This window comes from Ekhidna sp. (assembly GCF_965228795.1).
Lineage (GTDB): Bacteria > Bacteroidota > Bacteroidia > Cytophagales > Cyclobacteriaceae > Ekhidna.
In genome coordinates this window covers 1,084,376-1,102,570 of sequence record NZ_OZ245839.1, presented here as the reverse complement: position 1 = coordinate 1,102,570, position 18,195 = coordinate 1,084,376, and the positions used below count along the sequence as shown (strand labels likewise).

General features: G+C 37.7%; 18 protein-coding genes. 3 read left to right on the top strand and 15 right to left on the bottom strand.

The window, feature by feature from the left end:
• Window positions 1-3: 3 nt before the first annotated feature.
• The 7 genes from ACQK2H_RS05040 to ACQK2H_RS05010 all read right to left on the bottom strand — a co-directional run bounded on the left by ACQK2H_RS05040 (window position 4) and on the right by ACQK2H_RS05010 (window position 7,681).
• On the bottom strand, window positions 4-1,143 hold the full coding sequence (locus ACQK2H_RS05040; protein WP_425390377.1) for a glycosyltransferase: 1,140 nt from the start codon (window positions 1,141-1,143) through the stop codon (window positions 4-6).
• Window positions 1,144-2,430, bottom strand: a complete 1,287-nt coding sequence (locus tag ACQK2H_RS05035; RefSeq protein WP_425390376.1) for a hypothetical protein — start codon at window positions 2,428-2,430, stop codon at window positions 1,144-1,146.
• 20 nt (window positions 2,431-2,450) lie between these two features.
• Entirely contained in the window at window positions 2,451-3,665 is a 1,215-nt protein-coding gene (locus ACQK2H_RS05030; protein ID WP_425390375.1) for a hypothetical protein, read from the bottom strand.
• Complete coding sequence (locus tag ACQK2H_RS05025) at window positions 3,662-4,486, bottom strand: glycosyltransferase family 2 protein (RefSeq protein ID WP_425390374.1); 825 nt, start codon at window positions 4,484-4,486, stop codon at window positions 3,662-3,664. The genes ACQK2H_RS05030 and ACQK2H_RS05025 overlap by 4 nt, the downstream gene beginning before the upstream one ends.
• Window positions 4,483-5,520 (bottom strand): hypothetical protein, encoded by a 1,038-nt coding sequence (locus tag ACQK2H_RS05020; protein WP_425390373.1) that lies wholly within the window; start codon window positions 5,518-5,520, stop codon window positions 4,483-4,485. Before ACQK2H_RS05020 ends, ACQK2H_RS05025 begins: the two co-directional genes overlap by 4 nt.
• On the bottom strand, window positions 5,517-6,659 hold the full coding sequence (locus ACQK2H_RS05015; protein ID WP_425390372.1) for a hypothetical protein: 1,143 nt from the start codon (window positions 6,657-6,659) through the stop codon (window positions 5,517-5,519). Before ACQK2H_RS05015 ends, ACQK2H_RS05020 begins: the two co-directional genes overlap by 4 nt.
• Before the next feature lie 122 nt (window positions 6,660-6,781).
• Window positions 6,782-7,681 (bottom strand): hypothetical protein, encoded by a 900-nt coding sequence (locus tag ACQK2H_RS05010; protein ID WP_425390371.1) that lies wholly within the window; start codon window positions 7,679-7,681, stop codon window positions 6,782-6,784.
• Window positions 7,682-7,801: 120 nt separating this feature from the next.
• On the opposite strand from ACQK2H_RS05010, the gene ACQK2H_RS05005 reads away from it, so the two are divergent.
• Window positions 7,802-9,079 carry an MBOAT family O-acyltransferase gene (locus ACQK2H_RS05005; RefSeq protein WP_425390370.1) on the top strand — a complete coding sequence of 426 codons (1,278 nt, stop codon included), beginning with the start codon at window positions 7,802-7,804 and terminating at the stop codon, window positions 9,077-9,079.
• On the top strand, window positions 9,048-9,983 hold the full coding sequence (locus ACQK2H_RS05000; protein ID WP_425390369.1) for a hypothetical protein: 936 nt from the start codon (window positions 9,048-9,050) through the stop codon (window positions 9,981-9,983). Before ACQK2H_RS05005 ends, ACQK2H_RS05000 begins: the two co-directional genes overlap by 32 nt.
• Here the strand turns inward: ACQK2H_RS05000 and ACQK2H_RS04995 are convergent.
• The 8 genes from ACQK2H_RS04995 to mntA all read right to left on the bottom strand — a co-directional run bounded on the left by ACQK2H_RS04995 (window position 9,978) and on the right by mntA (window position 16,755).
• Window positions 9,978-10,910, bottom strand: a complete 933-nt coding sequence (locus ACQK2H_RS04995) for an NAD(P)-dependent oxidoreductase (protein ID WP_425390368.1) — start codon at window positions 10,908-10,910, stop codon at window positions 9,978-9,980. The genes ACQK2H_RS05000 and ACQK2H_RS04995 overlap by 6 nt on opposite strands.
• 1 nt (window position 10,911) lies before the next feature.
• The gene (locus tag ACQK2H_RS04990) at window positions 10,912-11,595 is read right to left on the bottom strand and encodes a cytidylyltransferase domain-containing protein (protein ID WP_425390367.1); all 684 of its coding nucleotides are present in this window, start codon (window positions 11,593-11,595) and stop codon (window positions 10,912-10,914) included.
• Window positions 11,592-12,746, bottom strand: coding sequence for a UDP-N-acetylglucosamine 2-epimerase (gene neuC / locus ACQK2H_RS04985; protein WP_425390366.1), 1,155 nt, complete (start codon window positions 12,744-12,746; stop codon window positions 11,592-11,594). The genes ACQK2H_RS04990 and neuC overlap by 4 nt, the downstream gene beginning before the upstream one ends.
• Window positions 12,743-13,750 (bottom strand): N-acetylneuraminate synthase family protein, encoded by a 1,008-nt coding sequence (locus ACQK2H_RS04980; protein WP_425390365.1) that lies wholly within the window; start codon window positions 13,748-13,750, stop codon window positions 12,743-12,745. The genes neuC and ACQK2H_RS04980 overlap by 4 nt, the downstream gene beginning before the upstream one ends.
• Before the next feature lie 104 nt (window positions 13,751-13,854).
• Window positions 13,855-15,132 (bottom strand): hypothetical protein, encoded by a 1,278-nt coding sequence (locus ACQK2H_RS04975; RefSeq protein WP_425390364.1) that lies wholly within the window; start codon window positions 15,130-15,132, stop codon window positions 13,855-13,857.
• Complete coding sequence (locus ACQK2H_RS04970) at window positions 15,122-15,958, bottom strand: polysaccharide biosynthesis protein (protein WP_425390363.1); 837 nt, start codon at window positions 15,956-15,958, stop codon at window positions 15,122-15,124. The genes ACQK2H_RS04975 and ACQK2H_RS04970 overlap by 11 nt, the downstream gene beginning before the upstream one ends.
• Window positions 15,951-16,355 (bottom strand): type VII toxin-antitoxin system HepT family RNase toxin, encoded by a 405-nt coding sequence (gene hepT, locus ACQK2H_RS04965; RefSeq protein WP_425390362.1) that lies wholly within the window; start codon window positions 16,353-16,355, stop codon window positions 15,951-15,953. The genes ACQK2H_RS04970 and hepT overlap by 8 nt, the downstream gene beginning before the upstream one ends.
• The gene (gene mntA, locus ACQK2H_RS04960; protein WP_425390361.1) at window positions 16,348-16,755 is read right to left on the bottom strand and encodes a type VII toxin-antitoxin system MntA family adenylyltransferase antitoxin; all 408 of its coding nucleotides are present in this window, start codon (window positions 16,753-16,755) and stop codon (window positions 16,348-16,350) included. The genes hepT and mntA overlap by 8 nt, the downstream gene beginning before the upstream one ends.
• A gap of 295 nt (window positions 16,756-17,050) precedes the next feature.
• Between mntA and ACQK2H_RS04955 the strand changes: the two genes are divergently transcribed.
• A complete protein-coding gene (locus ACQK2H_RS04955; RefSeq protein ID WP_425390360.1) occupies window positions 17,051-18,190 on the top strand; it encodes an ATP-binding protein in 1,140 nt (379 codons plus the stop codon).
• Window positions 18,191-18,195: the final 5 nt, after the last annotated feature.

Sequence of the window (18,195 nt, the reverse complement as noted above, 5' to 3'; positions counted from 1 at the left end):
AGACTAATTATTTGCTTCGAAATTATTAATAATCTTCTTCAAATTATCTTCATAAATGGTTGAGTCTTCGAAAGCATGCTGTTTTTGGACATGCAGTATCCCTTTTTCGATCAAATGTTCCAGATTCTTGGCGAAAACCGCTTTCAAAATAACACTCTTAAGACTTTCAAGGCTTCCTTCGTGGCTTATAAAATCATGATACCCCATGACATATGGTATATCTGCGTGATCCGAAGCAATCACAGGTAAGCCTGCGGCTTGTGCCTCAATGATGATAGTCGGTGCTCCTCCCTCGGAATCACCATTCGCTGCTGTAACACTAGGGTGTAAAAAAAAATCAGAATTCTGTAAAGCTTCTAGAACCTCTTTGTGAGACCTTAGTCCTAAAAAAGTAAGACGGTCTTCCATATTATATCTTCTTGCTATAGATCGATATTCCTCTTCCATCGGACCTGTCCCAATCAAAATAATCTCAAAAAATGGAATCTTTTCTATTAACTCACCTAACGCAAGTAGTGCCAAATGAAATCCTTTTTTTTCAATAAATCTTCCAATCATTAGTACTTTCAAAAGACTCCCAAATTGTGCCTGATGACCATTTTTCGGAAGCTGAACAATCAGAGGGTTCACTATAATTCGGCTTCTGTCAGCAACAAAAAATTCAATCTTTTTGCAAAGCTCCGGGCCTTCTCCGAAAGCATACACATTAGGCAAACTCAAAAGTTGGCCAATTTCTTTAGCATATTTCTCATCTTTGAGAGGCTTTGCCGAAATATCATATCCGTAAAAGCTTACAACCACAGGTATCGAAATCTTTCCAGAAAGAATTAAGTGTTTTAGCGAAACAAATGAGGTCCCAAAATGCACATGAATAACCTCCGCTTGCTCATTATCTATTTCTTTTAGAAAGGATTTTTCCCACTTTTTTCTCACCGATAATAAACTTATCATCCATCTTATGAATCCCAAAATACTTTTCCTCTTGTAAGCGATTTGCGGCAAGATTTTGACCCGCTCATCAGAAGAAGTAGCTTCAAAACACAAGAACCTTGATTCTCCGAACTCACAAGATTTAGTAAAGAATTGACGAATAAATGTTTCAGTAGAAACGCTGTAACGCTCCGAAAAATGAATAACTCTCATCTACAATCGATTTAAAAGACCAGCAATCTTTTCAACCTGCTTCCTTCTAGAATATCTTATGATTTCTTCCTCTTTTCCATGGTATGGGATTTCTCCTTGTTTTTGCCATTCTAAATATGATTTCTTTAAGTAACTACAAACTTCTTCTGCAGTATTTGCGATCACTCCTGCGTTAGTTTTAAGAATCAAATCACCCACCACACTATGATCATCGGGTACCATTAAAATAGTCTTACGTGCTCCTAAGTAATCAAACACTTTTCCTGAATACCACCCATTAATCTGAGGATGACTTAGAAAAAGAACTATTTGTGCATCATACATTTCATCTACAACCCTACTTTTGGGTACGCGAGTAGTAATTTCCACATAGTCCTGAGGAATGTATTTCAAGATGCGTTCAACCGGATTTGAAAGAAACCCAACCCTTTTGCCACCAGGTCCACTATTCTTATCAGCCCCTAAGAACTTAATCTTGAATTTTGCGTCTGGAAAAGCACGTAAAAACTCCTTACATCCCTTCAAAAAAATAACCAGTTCTAAGTCTTCATACAAGGCGCCAGCATGGATGATTGTAAATAAATCAGATCTTCTAAATTCTTTATTAGTAAAGCATTCTTCATCAAAACCATTTGTGACCACTTCCCCTTTTGTATCAGTGATCAACTCAAGCTTGCTTCTCCAGGGATCGCTTGTAGTGGTAAAAAAAGAAGCCTTATGCAGCCATTTACTCCACCAACGCAATGTTAATTTATCTTGAATTTTCTCAACTGCCGATGGGCTGTATTTAGCATGCAGAATTCTATTATCCCATAGATCTCTAAAATCTAATACATAAGGGATTTCAAACTTACGGTGAAGCTTGTAGCACAATCGGAGATGGTGGTGAGGCGAATAGATTCCAATTACCATGTCGAATTTAGTAACATCAAGTTCTGAAAAGCAATAGGCCTTTAGTGAATAGTAGCTGTCAATCATTTCAGGTCTGCTATCAAGAAAACCAAGTATCCACCTGGTCAAAATAGAAACTTTATTAAGGATGGGCATTGTCTCAGCCTTACGAAGTAATGCTCTGAGTTTGCTTTTTCTAATCGGTACTCGAATAACCGTTCCTGTTTCATCTTTCTCTACACTCACCCCATTCTGCTCCTCCATTCCCATATAATGGGTTAGGACTGTAGGGTAAAAACCAAAACTTCGAAAATGCTTCAAATAGGCATTTGTTCTGTATGATGCAATTACATCAAACGGAAGGCTAAAGTAAGATATGATTAACACCTTTTTCATTTGCAAACTTATTGTTTGAATTAGCAAAAAATAGCCTTCAAAATACGATTGATATGTTCTTTAGAGCGGTATTCCAGGCCTACTTTTCGAATTCGAGCTACTTGTTGGTTCTTATTTTCAGTGAGCAAGAATTCAAGCTCATTATAAAACGAATCCGACGGTTGCCCGGAAAGGGATGGAGTCACTGCACCAATTTGGTAATCCCTTGCATACGAATCATCCTCCGAAATTCCCTCAGTGGAGATGTAAGGAATTCCTACTGTAATGTATTCAGCTACTTTTGTGGGTGATCGGAACTTTTGAGCATCAGTCGGAGGAATGGCATTTATACCAATATCAGCCGCAGAGATCCAACTAGCCATCTCTTCCGCAGACCTGGCTTCCCTCAAGGTGTAATCCTTGGAATCTAAGTACTTTTCAGCAAAGTCTATTATCATTTCCTTATTATCTCTGCTTACTACCAGTAGATGAGCGTGGGCGATGCGTTGCTTTACTCTTCTAAAAAATGAAAAGACCTCTTCAGTATAATAAAGTCCACCAAATTTCCCAGCATAAAGAAAGACCGCTTTCTCAACCCAACCATGTTCTTTCCTATGGGTCTGACGAATTTGCTGATCAAATAAAAAAACATTCGGATCTACTGCAGTCGGGGCGCGGTAAACTTTCGCTCTAGTTTTTCTCTTCTTCAATTCTTCTACCATCCATTTAGTACCTGTCATGATATGAGTAGCATACTTTCCTACCCATTCTTCAACTTTGTGTAACAAACGGTATTTCAAGCTTGAAGCTTTCCAGACCCCCAACTCCAACATAAAGGCACTATGAGGCTCGTACGAATAGACGACCAAATCCATTTTTAGCAGCTTGCTGTAAAACAGCCCAAAACTTGCTGCAATATTCGCAAAACAAAATATCTTCTCAATACGATACCTAATCTTTAGTGAAAGGATTAACAAAAATGACCTAAGAAAGTCAATAAGCTTTTTTACCAAAAGGAAACTACCCGTTCGGTGTTTTAGAGGATACCAATAGATACTATCTATTTGCAAAATCTTGTGAATTATTTCTGCTTCTTGCCGTGTAAGAGCGTATGCCTCCTGCTCATGAGTAATGAGATGAAAAGTACACCCACACTTCTGTCTACTCAGGGTTTTGATATAAGAAAAAACTAGGTTTTGAAAGAGGGGATCTTTAAAACTATTGTAGATATACACAATGATGTGTCTGCTTTTCAAACTCGGGCAATTCTTATTATTGACAAAAAGGCATTCCCTACATCCTTTCCATCAAAAAGGTATGACAAAAACATGATCTTAATACACTTCAGCTTCAGTATGAACCTATTCAGGCGGTTCCCAATTCCCATTTCTCGTACTTCACTTATCAACGAGATGTATCCTTTCTCAAGCCCTCCCAAATTAGACATAGCACTAGTGCCAAGCTGGCGATAATATAGAATTGGATGGTTCACGTAACAATAATAGCCATTTTGCTGATGGCAAATGCTCAAATAAAATAAGACATCTTCTGAATGGCTCATACTTTCATTGAACTCATAATGTAAGCCATCTACCTTTTTGATCATCCATGTATTGCCAAAAAAGCAGGAGGAATCGAGCCTCAGGAGCTTTGATAAAGGCAAACCGCGATATGACGGAAACGCCTTTCGCCCAGTGGGTGTCAACGTACTGTCTGTAAAAATGATACCACCATCCACATATCTCAGCTTAGGATCATTCCCAAAAAGAGCCATTCGTACGGATAGTGATTCTGGTGGGAACACATCATCTGCATCTAGAAAACAGAGGTATTCGCCTTGCATGTAATTGAGTCCTACATTTCTGGCTGCACTTACTCCTTTATTTTCCTGCTCAAAATACTTGATCCGTTGATCATCGAAAGACATGATAACTTCCTTCGATCGATCATCACTACCATCATTAATAATCAAGAGTTCCCACTTGGTATAAGTTTGATCTAAGACCGACCTAATAGCTTCAGAGAGGTATCGCTCTCCATTGTAAACTGGCATTATAATGGATACTAAACTACTCATGATATACCCATAAGATTTTCTATCCTACTTACTTGCTTGTGATAGGTATTTGCAATTGCGATCTGCATCCGCTCATTTCGCAAAGCGACTGTATCCCATACCTGCAGGTTTTGAATGAATTGTTCAAAAAGGTCCGGGAACTCGCCATTCCTTTTTGACATAGCAATACTCGAATAATTTTCGTATTCATGTGTAAGAGTAGCAATGATTGGTTTGCCTGAAGCCAGGTATTCCATCATTTTGTGTGGATTAGCAAGCTGATTAGGAAATTCATCAGCTCTATAAACAATCATTAACGCATCCATTGCTTGGTAGAATCCTGTCAGCTGTGTTTTGGTGAGTTTTCCCGAATACAAGACATTTTCTGAAAACAGTGGACCTGAACCACTTCCAGCAAAGTAGAATTCCACATCCGGATGTTTGTTAACTATTTCCTCAATCAGCTTCCAATCGATGTACCTGATATCCAGGTTTCCAGCATAGCCTACCCTTATTTTATCGGTCTTCGGTAGTGAGAAATGATCCGGCATGTGCTCAGAGTACCCATGATTGATAAAGTGCGCATTTTCATTTACCTCACGCAAACGCCTCACAATATTTCTTGTACTACCTAAGCAAAGATCAGCAGATATTGCAGCTCGTGCGAATTGAAAATTCATATTTTCATCCACTATGTGAGATATCCGATAAACATGAGAAGGGAGTGCTGACATCTCAAAAAAAACAGAATTATCGAAAGACCATAAAATGTCGATGGACGATTGAATCAACAATTCAATCTTCCTGAATACCTTCCTTGTGGAAAAAACTCTAAAGAATCGTGGAAATAATTTCAGTCCTTTCAAAAAACCGGGGTAGTTTACCTCATACAGATTATCGTATTCTGTAGACTGTAGAGAATATTTATCAGAAGGAGGATTCAAAAATAGTACCGTATGTCCCCGGTTTGCAAGCTCAATGGCGTAGTGGTGCTTAGAAACAAATATATGTTTCCATGGCTCAGGAGAGACAAGTAGAATAATGGAAGTCTTCAAGATTCGCTACTCATTAATTGATCTTTAATAAAGCTTGCAGCTAATTCAGCACTATTCCCAAAATACGCTGTTCTATAGGCAGAATTGTAATAATTAATTAGATCATACCTGTTATTCTGTGGCTTATCAATCATTCTTCTTAAGAATAACTCAAGCTCCTCGTAAGTCTCCACTGAATCGATTAGTCCATCCTGCACATAACCATAAGAATCAGTCACATTACCATCATCGATAAATTCAAAATAAACCGAACTTATTCCTAACAATGCTGCTTCAAGATGAACTGATGAATTTCCTGCAATCAGGAAATGAACGTCACTAAGAAACTCAAAAATGGAAAGTGAAGGATCCGCGTTAGTAACCAAATCCGGCTTCTCAAATTTCCTCGTATCGCGCGGGTGAAGACGAACAATAAACTTTATTTCCGGGAAAGTGGTGACTAAACGATCCAGTGTCGATTCTACGAAATCAAGATCATCCTGTTTACTAAGACAGATTCCCACCTTCGTAATTTTTGTGATCTTTTGTTCCTTCGACGCATATGGATCAAACTTCGGCATTCCGATCAACTTAACCGTACCGGAAATTGGACCGGCTTTCTCATACTGATCCAGCGTTTTTTGTCCTTCCAGAAGAGACAGATCAAAATCCAGCGGGGGGAATTCCGGTATTACCTGAGCATGCTGTAAATATACTGTTTTTAAACCCAGTTGGTCGGCTGCTTTATGAAAAGCACGGCAATGGATGCTGTGATCATTGGAAAAAACGACAACACGTGGATTGATTTTCCTTAAAATCCGCTTGTAAGTTGGTACTAATCCGCAGCTGTACAGGATCAAATCAAAAAATCGCCAGGTGTATTTTGGCGTTTTAAATAGATGAAAAGCAAATACTAACGGAAAATAAAACAGGTGTCGGAAATGAGCAGCAGGAGAGACAAAAGGTATTCTTTCTGAATAGGATGGGTAGTTTAAAGACAGAAATCCGCTGCACTCAATCTTTTCCTCTAGAAAAGATATTGCAGCATAATTATTCTGGGAAATAGTGACAAGAAGCACCTCTGTCTGCATTAGAGCTGAGCCATTATTGAGGATAGCCGGTTTAAGAATATACTTACCACCCCAATACAGATACTTCATAGCACGAACTAATCTGTTTCCTAAACCTGGGGGGCTAAATTCTTCCTTGGATCTATTTTGAAGCGAGTAGAAATAAGCAGAAAAATAGTATCTGAGTATATACGAATAATCGTTGAGCAACTCTAGAGTAGTTTTTTTATCATTGACTTCACAAAGGCAGGTTTCTCCTTGATATGACTCCAGCCTTCCTTCCTTTCAAATTGATCACCGTCCAGTGTATGACCTGGTGTCACAATCCAGTGTAAAATTTTCCTTGTAGTATTCAACTTGTAAAGAGCTCGGTGGTAGCCATTACCTGCATTAAACATATATAATGTGCCCTTTTTCCCAATCAATGGCAGAATTTGATACTTCTCAGCAATATCCTCATCTTCAAAAGAAAATCGATTGAGATCCCTAATAGTCACAGGTTCCTGGACAGATTTTAACGCATACTCCATATGCGTATCATTCTCATCAATATCGTTCAGAAGAAGCATAAAGTTGACCTGATCCAGACCATTATCCAGATGATATTTGCCCTGTATATCCTTCTTGCTTGTCTCACGGTAGGTGTGTTGTACGAGCACTGGCTGATTCCGATAGTAAGGTTGTCTTTGAAAAAAATTGTAAAGAATTCCACAGATATTCTCATCAAAAAATAAACGTTTTAGCTCAGGAATATCCATGGATAGCTTCACCGAAACTTCCTTACCCATATCCAAACCACGTTGGTTCAGCGTTGAAACCATAAAAGGTTTTCGAGAGAAGTCATCACGTAGCGCTGGTTCCAAGTATTCATTCAGAATAAAATCACATTCTTTTATATATAATGATGGGAATTTAATGATCCCATTTTCTTTGAATTCTTCAAGAAGGGCTCTGCTTTCATTCCCCAAGCTAACTGACGGTTTGAGAATATTAGGTGAGTGGTATCTTATCTTTAATAATTTTCTGGTGTATCTATTAGTTACAAGAAAATCGTTAAATCGTTTTTGTCTCGTTTTTTTGTATTGCTTAGGTTTACTTTCTTCCTTTTTCATAGCATGTTATTCAATACCTTAGAATTCTTCATCTTTCTGTCAGTAGTAATATTGATCTATCATTTTATTCCATCCAAAGCTAGGATAATATGGCTGCTTCTATCTAGCTACTTTTTTTATATGTACTGGCGAGTTGAATACATCATTTTGATAGTATTATCAACAACAATAGATTACAACATTGCTAAAAGACTTTCAAAGTTAAATAACCCAAGAGTTAGAAAAAACCTATTGCTCATAAGCATCGCTTCCAACCTAACTCTACTATTGACCTTCAAGTATCTTGATTTCATCATAACCTCGATTAATGGGATATTTTCAACTCATATTGCTGAAATAGGACTGATTTTACCTGTAGGTATCTCATTTTACACCTTCCAGACAATGAGTTATACTATAGATGTTTTCAATAAAAGATTTAAGGCTGTAAAGGATTTAAGTCAATTCTCACTTTTCGTTTGCTTCTTTCCACAATTGGTTGCTGGTCCTATTGAAAGATCTAAAAAATTAATACCGCAGCTAAGGAGTTTTGAAGCGATTACATGGAATAACTTCAGACGCGGTTCAAGGTTAATATTGTACGGATTATTCAAGAAAGTCGTAATCGCAGATAGACTAGCATATTTTGTTGACTTGGTATTTGATAGCCCCCAGGAATATGCCGGTTTTCAGGTTGCAATAGCAATAGTTTTCTTTGCTTTTCAGATCTATTGTGACTTTTCTGGCTATTCGGACATTGCCATTGGTGTTGCTAGAATTTTTGGAGTCCGACTCACCTTAAATTTCAATAAACCTTATTTGTCCTCATCTGTCACTGAATTCTGGAGAAGATGGCATATTACATTATCCACCTGGTTTAGAGACTATGTATACATACCACTCGGAGGTAACAAAAGAGGGTACAAAAGGAGCTCAATCAACTTGTTGATAACATTTGCAGTCAGTGGATTATGGCATGGTGCCAACTGGACCTTTATTATCTGGGGTGTCTATCATGGAGTAATCGTTTTTTTAGAAAGGTTAGGCTCAAAGTATATCAATATCAGCACCAATAAGGTCATCATGCAGGTGTTTACATTTATAGTAGTCTGTATTGGATGGGTTTTTTTTCGTGCTAATTCTTACGACGATATTGTTACAATTTTCTCAAACCTGCTCTACTTTGACCCTAATACTTTAAGCATTGATATGTTTCAGTATTCAAATCGGCCTGAGTTCCTTCTGTCATTTGCTTTCATTGGTTTATTGGTCTTGGAAGAAATATATATTAAAAAGTTTATTCTGTTATTTAGAGTTCGGTATAAACATTTAAAGCACATCTATTTAATTATCCTATTTCTTTTTATCCTTTTCTTTGGTATCAGAAATGAAGAACAGTTCATCTACTTTCAATTTTAGTATACGCTATTTCACGGGTGCAGTAGTCGCTTGCATGTTACTCTTTTACTTCTACATATGGTTATTTGCAGGACCAAAGACTGATCCCTTTTACAATAGATTCACATCCAAAAGGCAAGAGTCGTTGATTCTAGGCTCTTCGAGAGCTGCCCAGGGAATCATTCCTAATACTATCAATAAAAATATTGGGTCTAATCTCTTTAATTACAGTTTTACTCTCAATAATTCTCCATATGGACCGATATACAATAACTCCATTCTAAGAAAACTTTCAGAACAAGAAAGAAACGATAGTTTTTTCATTTTAGAGGTTAACCCATGGTCATTATCTACTAACAGAACCAACGAAACTGACAATCCTGAGAAGTTTATTGAAAACAATCTCTTTCTGGATAAAATGAAGTTCGTCAATTCAAAACCCAATATTGAATATGTCTTGAAATGTTACAAAAGACCATATTATTCAATTCTATACAACTATATTATTCCTAATTCCATGTATTTACATGCGGATGGTTGGCTGGAAATAAATATCGATATGACTGAGCCCGAAGTAGCTAGGAGGAAATTTGCAAAACTTTCAAGCTACCTAAAAAAACTCAATAGATCTAAACTATCAGAAAGCAGGATTGATTATCTAAGAATCTTGATCTCTAAGCTAAAAGGATATGGAAAAGTTAGTCTTGTTCGCCTTCCAGTTTCACCTGAACTACTCAATATTGAAGAAAAATATGCTCCAAATTTCGATCATTTGATGAATGAAATAGCATCTGATTATAATGTTAATTTTATCAATTTGAAATCATTAAGTCCTCAAGTCATGACTACTGATGGGAATCATCTATATAAAGAGAGCGGGGAATTCATCAGTGGCATTTTAGCAGATTCATTGAAAAAACTATAGTTCTGCAACAATCAGCTTTGCGATATACATCTCTGTCTTCCTCATCGATTCATATGTTTTCCCTCCAATATGAGGGGTGATAATCAGATTGGTAGCTTCTTTAGCGTATTTCACTAGTAAATTATCTTTTGAAAAATCATATTCATTTTGAACCACATCTAATGCAGCTCCAGATATAGTCTTATTACTTAATGCAGCCAAAAGATCTATTTCATTAATTAATTGACCCCTAGAGGTATTGATAATTACACATTTAGACGGTAGGTAAGACAAAAATTTAGCGTCTATCATCTCAAAATTTTTGTCATTAAAGTCAACATGAATCGAAAGAATATCCAAAGGTTTTAGAAATCTTTCAAGGTCATTAACTCTTTTATCTTCCCATTCCGCAGGAATATCCTCCCTTGGATCAAAGAAGGATACTTCACACCCAAACGCTAAGAAATATTCTCCAACGATTTTTCCCAGCCTACCTAACCCTAGAATTCCAACCTTTTTCTCATGCAATTCCTGACCGATAAAATTATCTCTCAACCAGCTGCCGCTCTTGACATCATCAAACGCAAATGGTATTTTTCTTAAAAGAGAAAATGTAAGTGCGATTGTATGCTCAGCTGTAGCCTTTATTGACTTTAGAAATTCGGTATGTCCTTTGAGAGAGATGACCTTTACTCCAGCTTTTTCGCAAGCATCGAGATCAATATGATCCAATCCGGTAACAGGTGTAGCAATAATCTTAATGATTGAAGACGAAGAAAAATGTTCAGGCCTGATTTGGATTCCCAACCGAAAGTAGAATACCTCATACCTTTCGAAGATTTCCTTAATGGGTAATCCTTTGAATCCCACATCTACTGTACCGTAGTTTTCAAGAAACTCAATGACAGCTTTATCAAAGTTCTCTTCTTCATAAATTAATATTTTCATATCAACCTTTCTTTTCCGATAAGACTCTTGCTAGCTCTAAATCAACCGGTGTGTCAATATTTATGGACCTCTCTAGAGGCATAATGTAGGGATATACTGGCTCTGAAAGAATCTTCTTTTCTTTTCTAAAAGCTGAAATAGAAGAACAGTATATTGCACCATTACGGTGATAAACAGGTGTCAAATCCTGTCGCAATCCACTAGAGGGTTCTTCTAAAACTTTAATTAGCTTCTCCTCCTTAATATAGTACATCCTTGATGGGTGATGATCTTCCACTTTGTATAGGCTAACGATGGAGTTATGATCTTTTTCCTTTAGGAGATCTGCACAATTTCGGATATCAATGTAGCTTCGGAAAGGAGCGGTTGGCTGCAGAATAAAAAAATAATCGAAGTACAAATTCTCTTTTTCAAAACAATTCAGAATATGCTCAATCACAAGATTCATTGGTGTATCATCCAATGCCAACTCGTCAGGTCTGACGATTGTCTCACAGCCCAAGGAATTAAACGAAGCTAAGATTTCTTCATCTTCAGAGGAACCAACAATTTTATCAAAAACGCCTGACGCCACTCCTTGCTCGTAAGCTAGACTAATCAGAGTTTTGCCATGCAGTTTCTGCAAATTTTTTCTCTTTACTCCTTTACTCCCTCCTCTGGCAGGTATGATAGCTAATATTTTCAATAGGTTAGTTGCTTTTCTATATTGAAAGAAAAATCAGAAATTATTTGAGCAATTTGCTCACCAGACTGCCCATTACCATATAAATAATCACTTTCACCAAGCTTAAGATTGCTAATGCTGTTAATGGCATCAATAATTTTATCTCTGGTATAGTCTGTATCAATTACATTTTTTCCTCTTTCTCTATTTTTTTGACGATCACCAATATTTATTGCAGGTACTCCAAGGTATGAACATTCTCTAATAGCTACACTTGAATTTCCAATAATGCCCTTGCTATGTATCAGCAATTTTAGAAAATCATCAGGGTGCATGTTCTTAAAAAAATGAATTTTCTCTGGATTGACCAATTCTCTAAATGTACGAATACCTTTTGAAGTACCATCAGAACCTGCATCTACATTCGGCCAAAACCAAAGGGTCGGCATCTCGATAGCGTTCAAGGCATGTAAAGTTTCAAGTACTTGCTCCTTCGCACTATCAAAGGAAGTGGTGACTGGATGCTGCAGTACAATGTAATATCCATTGGAAATATCGAAAAGCTCTCCGACACCCCCATATTTTTGAAATGGATCAAAATCCAAGAAATTACTTGACTCAACCACCCTTTTTGCCAAATCAATCGACGGACATCCGGTTACAAAAACCTTACTTGATTCTTCACCAAGCTTAATAACCCTCTCTTTTGCTTTTTCGGTTGCTACTAGATGCAAATCAGAAAGCTTAGTAATGGAATGCCTTACTTTCTCGTCAATATTTCCAGTGATCTCACCTCCTTGAATATGTATTAATGGAATATTCATATAGGAGGCCGCAATAGCTGTGGACATGGTTTCAAACCTATCTGCTATAGTAACCACAGCATCTGGACTTAGATTTTGAAAAACAGTACTCAATTCCAATATCCCTAGTGCGGTAGTTTTAGCCATAGATGCTTGGCTTTCTCCTTCAAGAACAGTATACAATTTGGAATGAATCTCAAATCCATCTTCCTCAAGTATATCAACAGCATTACCGTACCTATTTAGAACTGCAGAAGCTGAAACAACTATATATAGCTCCAACTTTGGATGCTTTGCTATAGCTTCCAAGGCAGTTTTAATCCGACTATAGCTTGGTCTTGCTGTAATTACTACGCAAATTTTCTTCATATCAAATCTCCAAAATTGAGAAACTCATTCATCTTCATTATACGATTGGTTTTCCTCCCAACAACATCTTTGTACATCGACGGTGAAACTCCATAGCCTGCGGGTTTCTTTGTCTCTAAATCTTCAATTGTGATGATTGCGCCTTCATCCAGATCCTTGTTTATCGCCAATGATTTACCAAAAGTCTTCCTTAGCTTTTCAAGTGCTTGCGTATCCTTTTTGACCGGGTTATTTAAAGTCTGCTCTAAAAAACGAACACCGCTTACCAGTTTCCCAAACTGATCCATATCGAGTGAAGAACTTGAATCAGGCCCAAACATAGACTTGTGAAAAGTCACATGCGCCTCAAGCAATGATGCCCCCAAAGCCACTGCTGCGAGACAAGCATAAATATCACCCGAGTGATCTGATAAGCCTACAGGAACATTATACCTATTTGCATATTCCTGCATCACGTTTAGTCCAATTTTTTCTGGAGGAGTAGGATATGCCGTGGTACATTGCAATAACCCCCAATCAACTTGACTATTTTCTAGGTGAACAGATAGCTTATCCAGCTCTTTGAAATCACTCAAACCAGAGGAAATGATGACCTTTTTTCCAGTGGAGATAATCCTATCAATCATTAATAGATTACCAACTTCGCCTGAGGCGATTTTATAGGTCTCGATTCCAATTTGTTCTAGCAACTCTACTGCCTGCATAGAAAATGGTGAACTTATAAACTCAATGTTTGCTTCGTCGCAATGCATCTTAATCTCCTTCCATTGATCAAGAGTGAACTCCATCCGCTTCCAGTAATCATATCTTGTCTTATCCTCGTAAGAAAAATTGACCCGAAACGGCTCATATTCACTACTTTCAGCATCTGCTATATGGGTTTGAAACTTGATGGCATCAACTCCAAGTTTAGCTACTGCGTCAATGTAAGAATGCAGGATTCCAAGGCTACCGTCGTGTGCCTGAGCTACTTCAGCAATTATGAAGATCGATTTATTCATCATTTCAGCCCTAATTTTAGCGAAATCCGGAAGAGCATAGCCAGTTTATGATTAAAATACTTCAACTAGAGAAATCTAAAGATGCATCGTAGACTCAAGATCTACGGTCATCTTTTTAAAAGTACGATAAACAAAAATGGCATCATAGGAATTTTATATCTCATCAATGTTCCAAAGTTACCAGTACTAATCCCAACAGCAAAGGCAAAGAGCAGGAAGAAGCCGAGGCAAAAAAGCATAAAAGGATCCTTACTCAATGTCGACCAACTACCTGATAGGAACAATCTTATTGTAAGTGTAGTAATAATCAAACTCTCTAAGGCTGCTAATAGCATCAACGGGTTTTTTACCTCCCAGGGAAAGGGTCGAAATAAACTGACAATGACTGCTTTTGGAGCTAGTGCAATCATGCTCTGCCAGGTGCCGTCTGGAATACCAATATCGTATCCTCCATCCCCACCTGTGCGGGCTCCCCACCCATATCGAATATCATAAGCTGTTACTGACGCACGTTGTGCAATGTTATCAATATTGTACTCATCGGTACCGGCGTATGTAACAGACAGATAGCCAAACCCAGCTATAATAACAGTTAGTACAGGTACCAGCAGTACCTTTAGTGCGATGTTCCTTACTTTATTCAAAAATTGAAAGTATAAGAAGAGGAAAACCATCGGAGCGAAGCAAAGCAGAATGTAAGATTTGATTTTCAGAATCAGTAAGGAAGCTAAAACTGCTATCATAATCGCAATCACCCTCCTTCTTCTTAGTATTAAGATATGAATCATCGCCCAAGTGACCCAGCCCAAGGCTCCAAGCGTTACTGTATCTTTTAGAATTCCTGAGCCCCAAAATACTAGTGAGGGGATAAAAAGAATTGCCAAATGTAGGTACTTCGCATTGGGATATCGCTTTTGCAAAGCGGTGTACATTGCCCACAAACCACTGAAACTGAATGTAGCGAAAAATAATGCAGTGGCTGAATATGTATGAAAGGTAAAAAGCCCAAAAAGTGCCGTTATTCGAACGACTGTAAAAGATTTAATATCACCGTAGTACCATATTCTGGAACTATACTCATATGTTTCAGGTGCTCTTGGATGAGAGCCATTATCTACTAATAATTGAATCCCCTTTAGAGGACTTTCTAAAAACGCCTCCCATATCCATCGGCTCCCATGCGTGAAATAGTTGAACGTATCTCCACCTCCATAGTGGAATTGATAGATTAGTCCAAGTGCAATCGCTCCTGCAAACCGCACCCATAATGCAGGTAAAAAATACTTTCTAGTAGCTCTATTCGTAACATATGGCCGTATAAAATAAGCTACCATGGTTAAAAGCACCATGTAAATAGGGGTGATAATGAGGTCCTTAACTCCCATAAATTACATTCTCAACTACTAAGGATGACGATACGCCATTCACTTCTTCATGAAGCTTATCCCCCGGCCTCAATCCCACAAACGCTATTTCACATTCAGGTGCTATTTCTTTGGCAAGATCTACTACTCGAAATGCCTCCATTTCAGGAGTGAAAATTTGTTTAAAATCTGTGGCTAATGATTGTATCACAAACTGAGCAGCATCCTTCTGCGTAATGCAGAACCGGGTGGCTTCTGGATGCGTCACTTTAATCACACCATTTTTTCGTTGCTTCGCAAAGGCTTCAAAAACAGATCCGCGTGCTCCAATAATATTACCCAAGCGAACAACATTGAATTGGCATTCGTCTTCTGTATTAGCATTTAACCATCTTTGTTCAGCCTCCTGTTTGGACTTACCATATACGCCAATAGGATTTACTGCCTTATCAGTAGAGATTAAAATCGCTCTGGTGATATTATTCACTTTACAAGCTTCTATCACATTTTGAGTCCCAAGCACATTTGTCTTATGGCACTCCTCAGGATTCTTTTCCGCCATTACCACATGCTTGATTGCCGCTGCATGAATGACATAATCGTACCCACCAAGTACCTCTTTCAACCTGGGTAGATCGCGAACATCCCCAAGTTTGAAATCCAGCATATGGAAATTATCAGAAGGAAATTCCTCCATCATCTCCAGCTGCTTGATTTCATCTCGAGAAAAAATAAGTATACGACCTACTTCTTCATTGAGTAGCTCACGAACCAAAGCTCGCCCCAGTGTACCTGACCCTCCTAAGATGGCAATTTTTTTGTTTTTTAAGTAGACCAACCTATCCATTGGATTTCTTTATCATCAATGATCCAAATTCTTCAAACACATTTAACTTGCTATTGAGAATGCTTTCAATAATATTCAAATTCAGTGTGCCGTATTCGTGAACGATGAGGTTCCTAAATCCAACCATTTTTTTCATTTCAACTGCCATTGAGTTATCAATGATTTCGGATGCTTCCAGTAAATCAAAAAGCTCTCGCGAAAATTTAGGTAATCCAAGCGCTTTTTTTCTCACAATGTGAGCCGAAAGGTCGATACAAACCTGACAAGCTCGTTCAAGATTCAACAGAAGAGCATCTTGATAAGTGAAATTACTTTTCCAGTCTTTCGTACCTTCTTCTCGTATCATATTCAAACAGCGCTCTAACGCAGCTACTTTATTCAATACCACGTCATCCATAGACTGTTCCTCTTTGCTTTATTTCATCGAGGATGATTTTCCGATCATCATTAAGCGTTAAGTACTCCTGAAAAACCTTGTTTTCAAACGTTTCCTGATCTGCACCCGAACGCTTTAAAATAAGCATACCTTTTCCCACCACTTCCATCTTCAAAACAGTATCAGCAGCTCCTAAATCAATCAAATCAACACTTCTTCCTGTTAGTTCCTGCATTCTTTCATAGAACCTAAGGTACTGTTTATCATTTGGCAATCCGTCCTTCAAGAGAAAAGCGATATCAATATCGCTCGTATCACCATATTGATCAGAAACTGCAGATCCAAAGATATACACTAAAGACACAGAGTCCTCTTGTCGATAGAACGCACTAATTTGATCGATTATACCCTTAGAAAGCATGTGAAAATCTTACTTATCTGAATACAAATAAACAAATTGATGCTAACATAGCAGTCAGAATTTCGACCTACTATCGAATGTGTGGCATAACCGGTCATAAAAGCACGTGTTTTTAATCCATTTGTTCTAATTGTTTTCAACAGTGCTAATCCTACTTTGTCAACTTCGCCCTTTTTACCCTGTCATCTCAAAAAGAAAAGGCGGAAAAAATCAATTTTGAAATCCTTTAGGGTCAGGGCACCCATAGTATACTTTTGGTGAATAAAATCACAGATAATCATTACTTTTGGTGATTATGATACCTAGATTGTTGAAATCTGTCATTGATCAAAGACTTAAGATCGCCAAAAAAGCGATCATTATTGTTGGTCCGCGACAAACAGGTAAAACCACCCTTCTAAAGGAAATTGTAGAGGAAAAAGACAATTATTTATTTCTAGATGGTGATGACCCCTTCGTACGTGAGCAGCTCACTGATATTAGCCTGGAAAAGCTGAAGCAGGTTATTGGAAAGGTTCAGACTATTTTTATTGATGAAGCTCAGCGAATATCAAATATTGGCATCACGCTAAAGTTGATCACCGATAATTTTCCGGAATGCCAACTATTTGTGACTGGCTCATCAGCCCTTGAATTAGGAGATGGTATTAACGAGCCATTAACCGGCAGAAAATGGGAATTACAATTGTTTCCAATTTCATGGGCCGAATTCCAGCAGTATTTTGGATACATGCAAGCACATGCTCAATTAGATAATAGGATCCTTTATGGCATGTATCCGGAAGTGATTAACGCAGTAGGTTATGAGCGAGAGGTTTTGATCGAACTAATGTCAAGCTATCTATACAAAGATGTACTCTCGTTATCAGGAATTCGCAGGCCGGAAATAATCGAACGCCTTTTAAAAGCATTGGCACTTCAAGTTGGTCAGGAGGTATCTTACAATGAGCTATCTAATCTTGTTGGTGCTGACAAAAACACTATCATCAACTACATTAACATTTTAGAGAAAACATTTGTGATCTTTAGGCTTTCGCCATTTAGTAGAAACTTAAGAAATGAAATAAGCACCACTCGCAAAATATACTTTTATGACAATGGTCTCCTAAACGCAGTAATTTCAAATTTTATGAATCTTGAAAACAGGAATGATAAAGGGGCTCTTTGGGAAAATTTCTTGATTTCCGAACGGAAGAAACACCTTCACTATTCCAACATTAAAGCAAATACATATTTCTGGAGAACAAAAAGTCGACAGGAAATTGACTACATTGAAGAGCGTGATGGTATCATCTCATCTTTCGAATTCAAGTTTAAACCAAGAAAAGTAAAACCTCCAATTACCTTTACTAAAGCATATCCCAATGCAACTTTTGAAATAATCAGTAAGGAAAATTTTTTGGACTTTCTTCCGATTGCAGACCCCTCCAACTAATTATC

Excerpts from the sequence above, each read along its gene's own strand:
- neuC (WP_425390366.1), bottom strand. The coding sequence starts at position 12,746 with ATGAAGAAAATTTGCGTAGTAATTACAGCAAGACCAAGCTATAGTCGG.
- ACQK2H_RS05005 (WP_425390370.1), top strand. The coding sequence starts at position 7,802 with ATGTACTGGCGAGTTGAATACATCATTTTGATAGTATTATCAACAACA.
- ACQK2H_RS05010 (WP_425390371.1), bottom strand. The coding sequence starts at position 7,681 with ATGAAAAAGGAAGAAAGTAAACCTAAGCAATACAAAAAAACGAGACAA.
- ACQK2H_RS05025 (WP_425390374.1), bottom strand. The coding sequence starts at position 4,486 with ATGAGTAGTTTAGTATCCATTATAATGCCAGTTTACAATGGAGAGCGA.
- ACQK2H_RS05000 (WP_425390369.1), top strand. The coding sequence starts at position 9,048 with ATGAAGAACAGTTCATCTACTTTCAATTTTAGTATACGCTATTTCACG.
- ACQK2H_RS05015 (WP_425390372.1), bottom strand. The coding sequence starts at position 6,659 with ATGAAGTATCTGTATTGGGGTGGTAAGTATATTCTTAAACCGGCTATC.
- hepT (WP_425390362.1), bottom strand. The coding sequence starts at position 16,355 with ATGGATGACGTGGTATTGAATAAAGTAGCTGCGTTAGAGCGCTGTTTG.
- ACQK2H_RS05040 (WP_425390377.1), bottom strand. The coding sequence starts at position 1,143 with ATGAGAGTTATTCATTTTTCGGAGCGTTACAGCGTTTCTACTGAAACA.
- ACQK2H_RS04975 (WP_425390364.1), bottom strand. The coding sequence starts at position 15,132 with ATGGGAGTTAAGGACCTCATTATCACCCCTATTTACATGGTGCTTTTA.
- ACQK2H_RS04955 (WP_425390360.1), top strand. The coding sequence starts at position 17,051 with ATGATACCTAGATTGTTGAAATCTGTCATTGATCAAAGACTTAAGATC.
- mntA (WP_425390361.1), bottom strand. The coding sequence starts at position 16,755 with ATGCTTTCTAAGGGTATAATCGATCAAATTAGTGCGTTCTATCGACAA.
- ACQK2H_RS04980 (WP_425390365.1), bottom strand. The coding sequence starts at position 13,750 with ATGATGAATAAATCGATCTTCATAATTGCTGAAGTAGCTCAGGCACAC.
- ACQK2H_RS04970 (WP_425390363.1), bottom strand. The coding sequence starts at position 15,958 with ATGGATAGGTTGGTCTACTTAAAAAACAAAAAAATTGCCATCTTAGGA.
- ACQK2H_RS04995 (WP_425390368.1), bottom strand. The coding sequence starts at position 10,910 with ATGAAAATATTAATTTATGAAGAAGAGAACTTTGATAAAGCTGTCATT.
- ACQK2H_RS05035 (WP_425390376.1), bottom strand. The coding sequence starts at position 2,430 with ATGAAAAAGGTGTTAATCATATCTTACTTTAGCCTTCCGTTTGATGTA.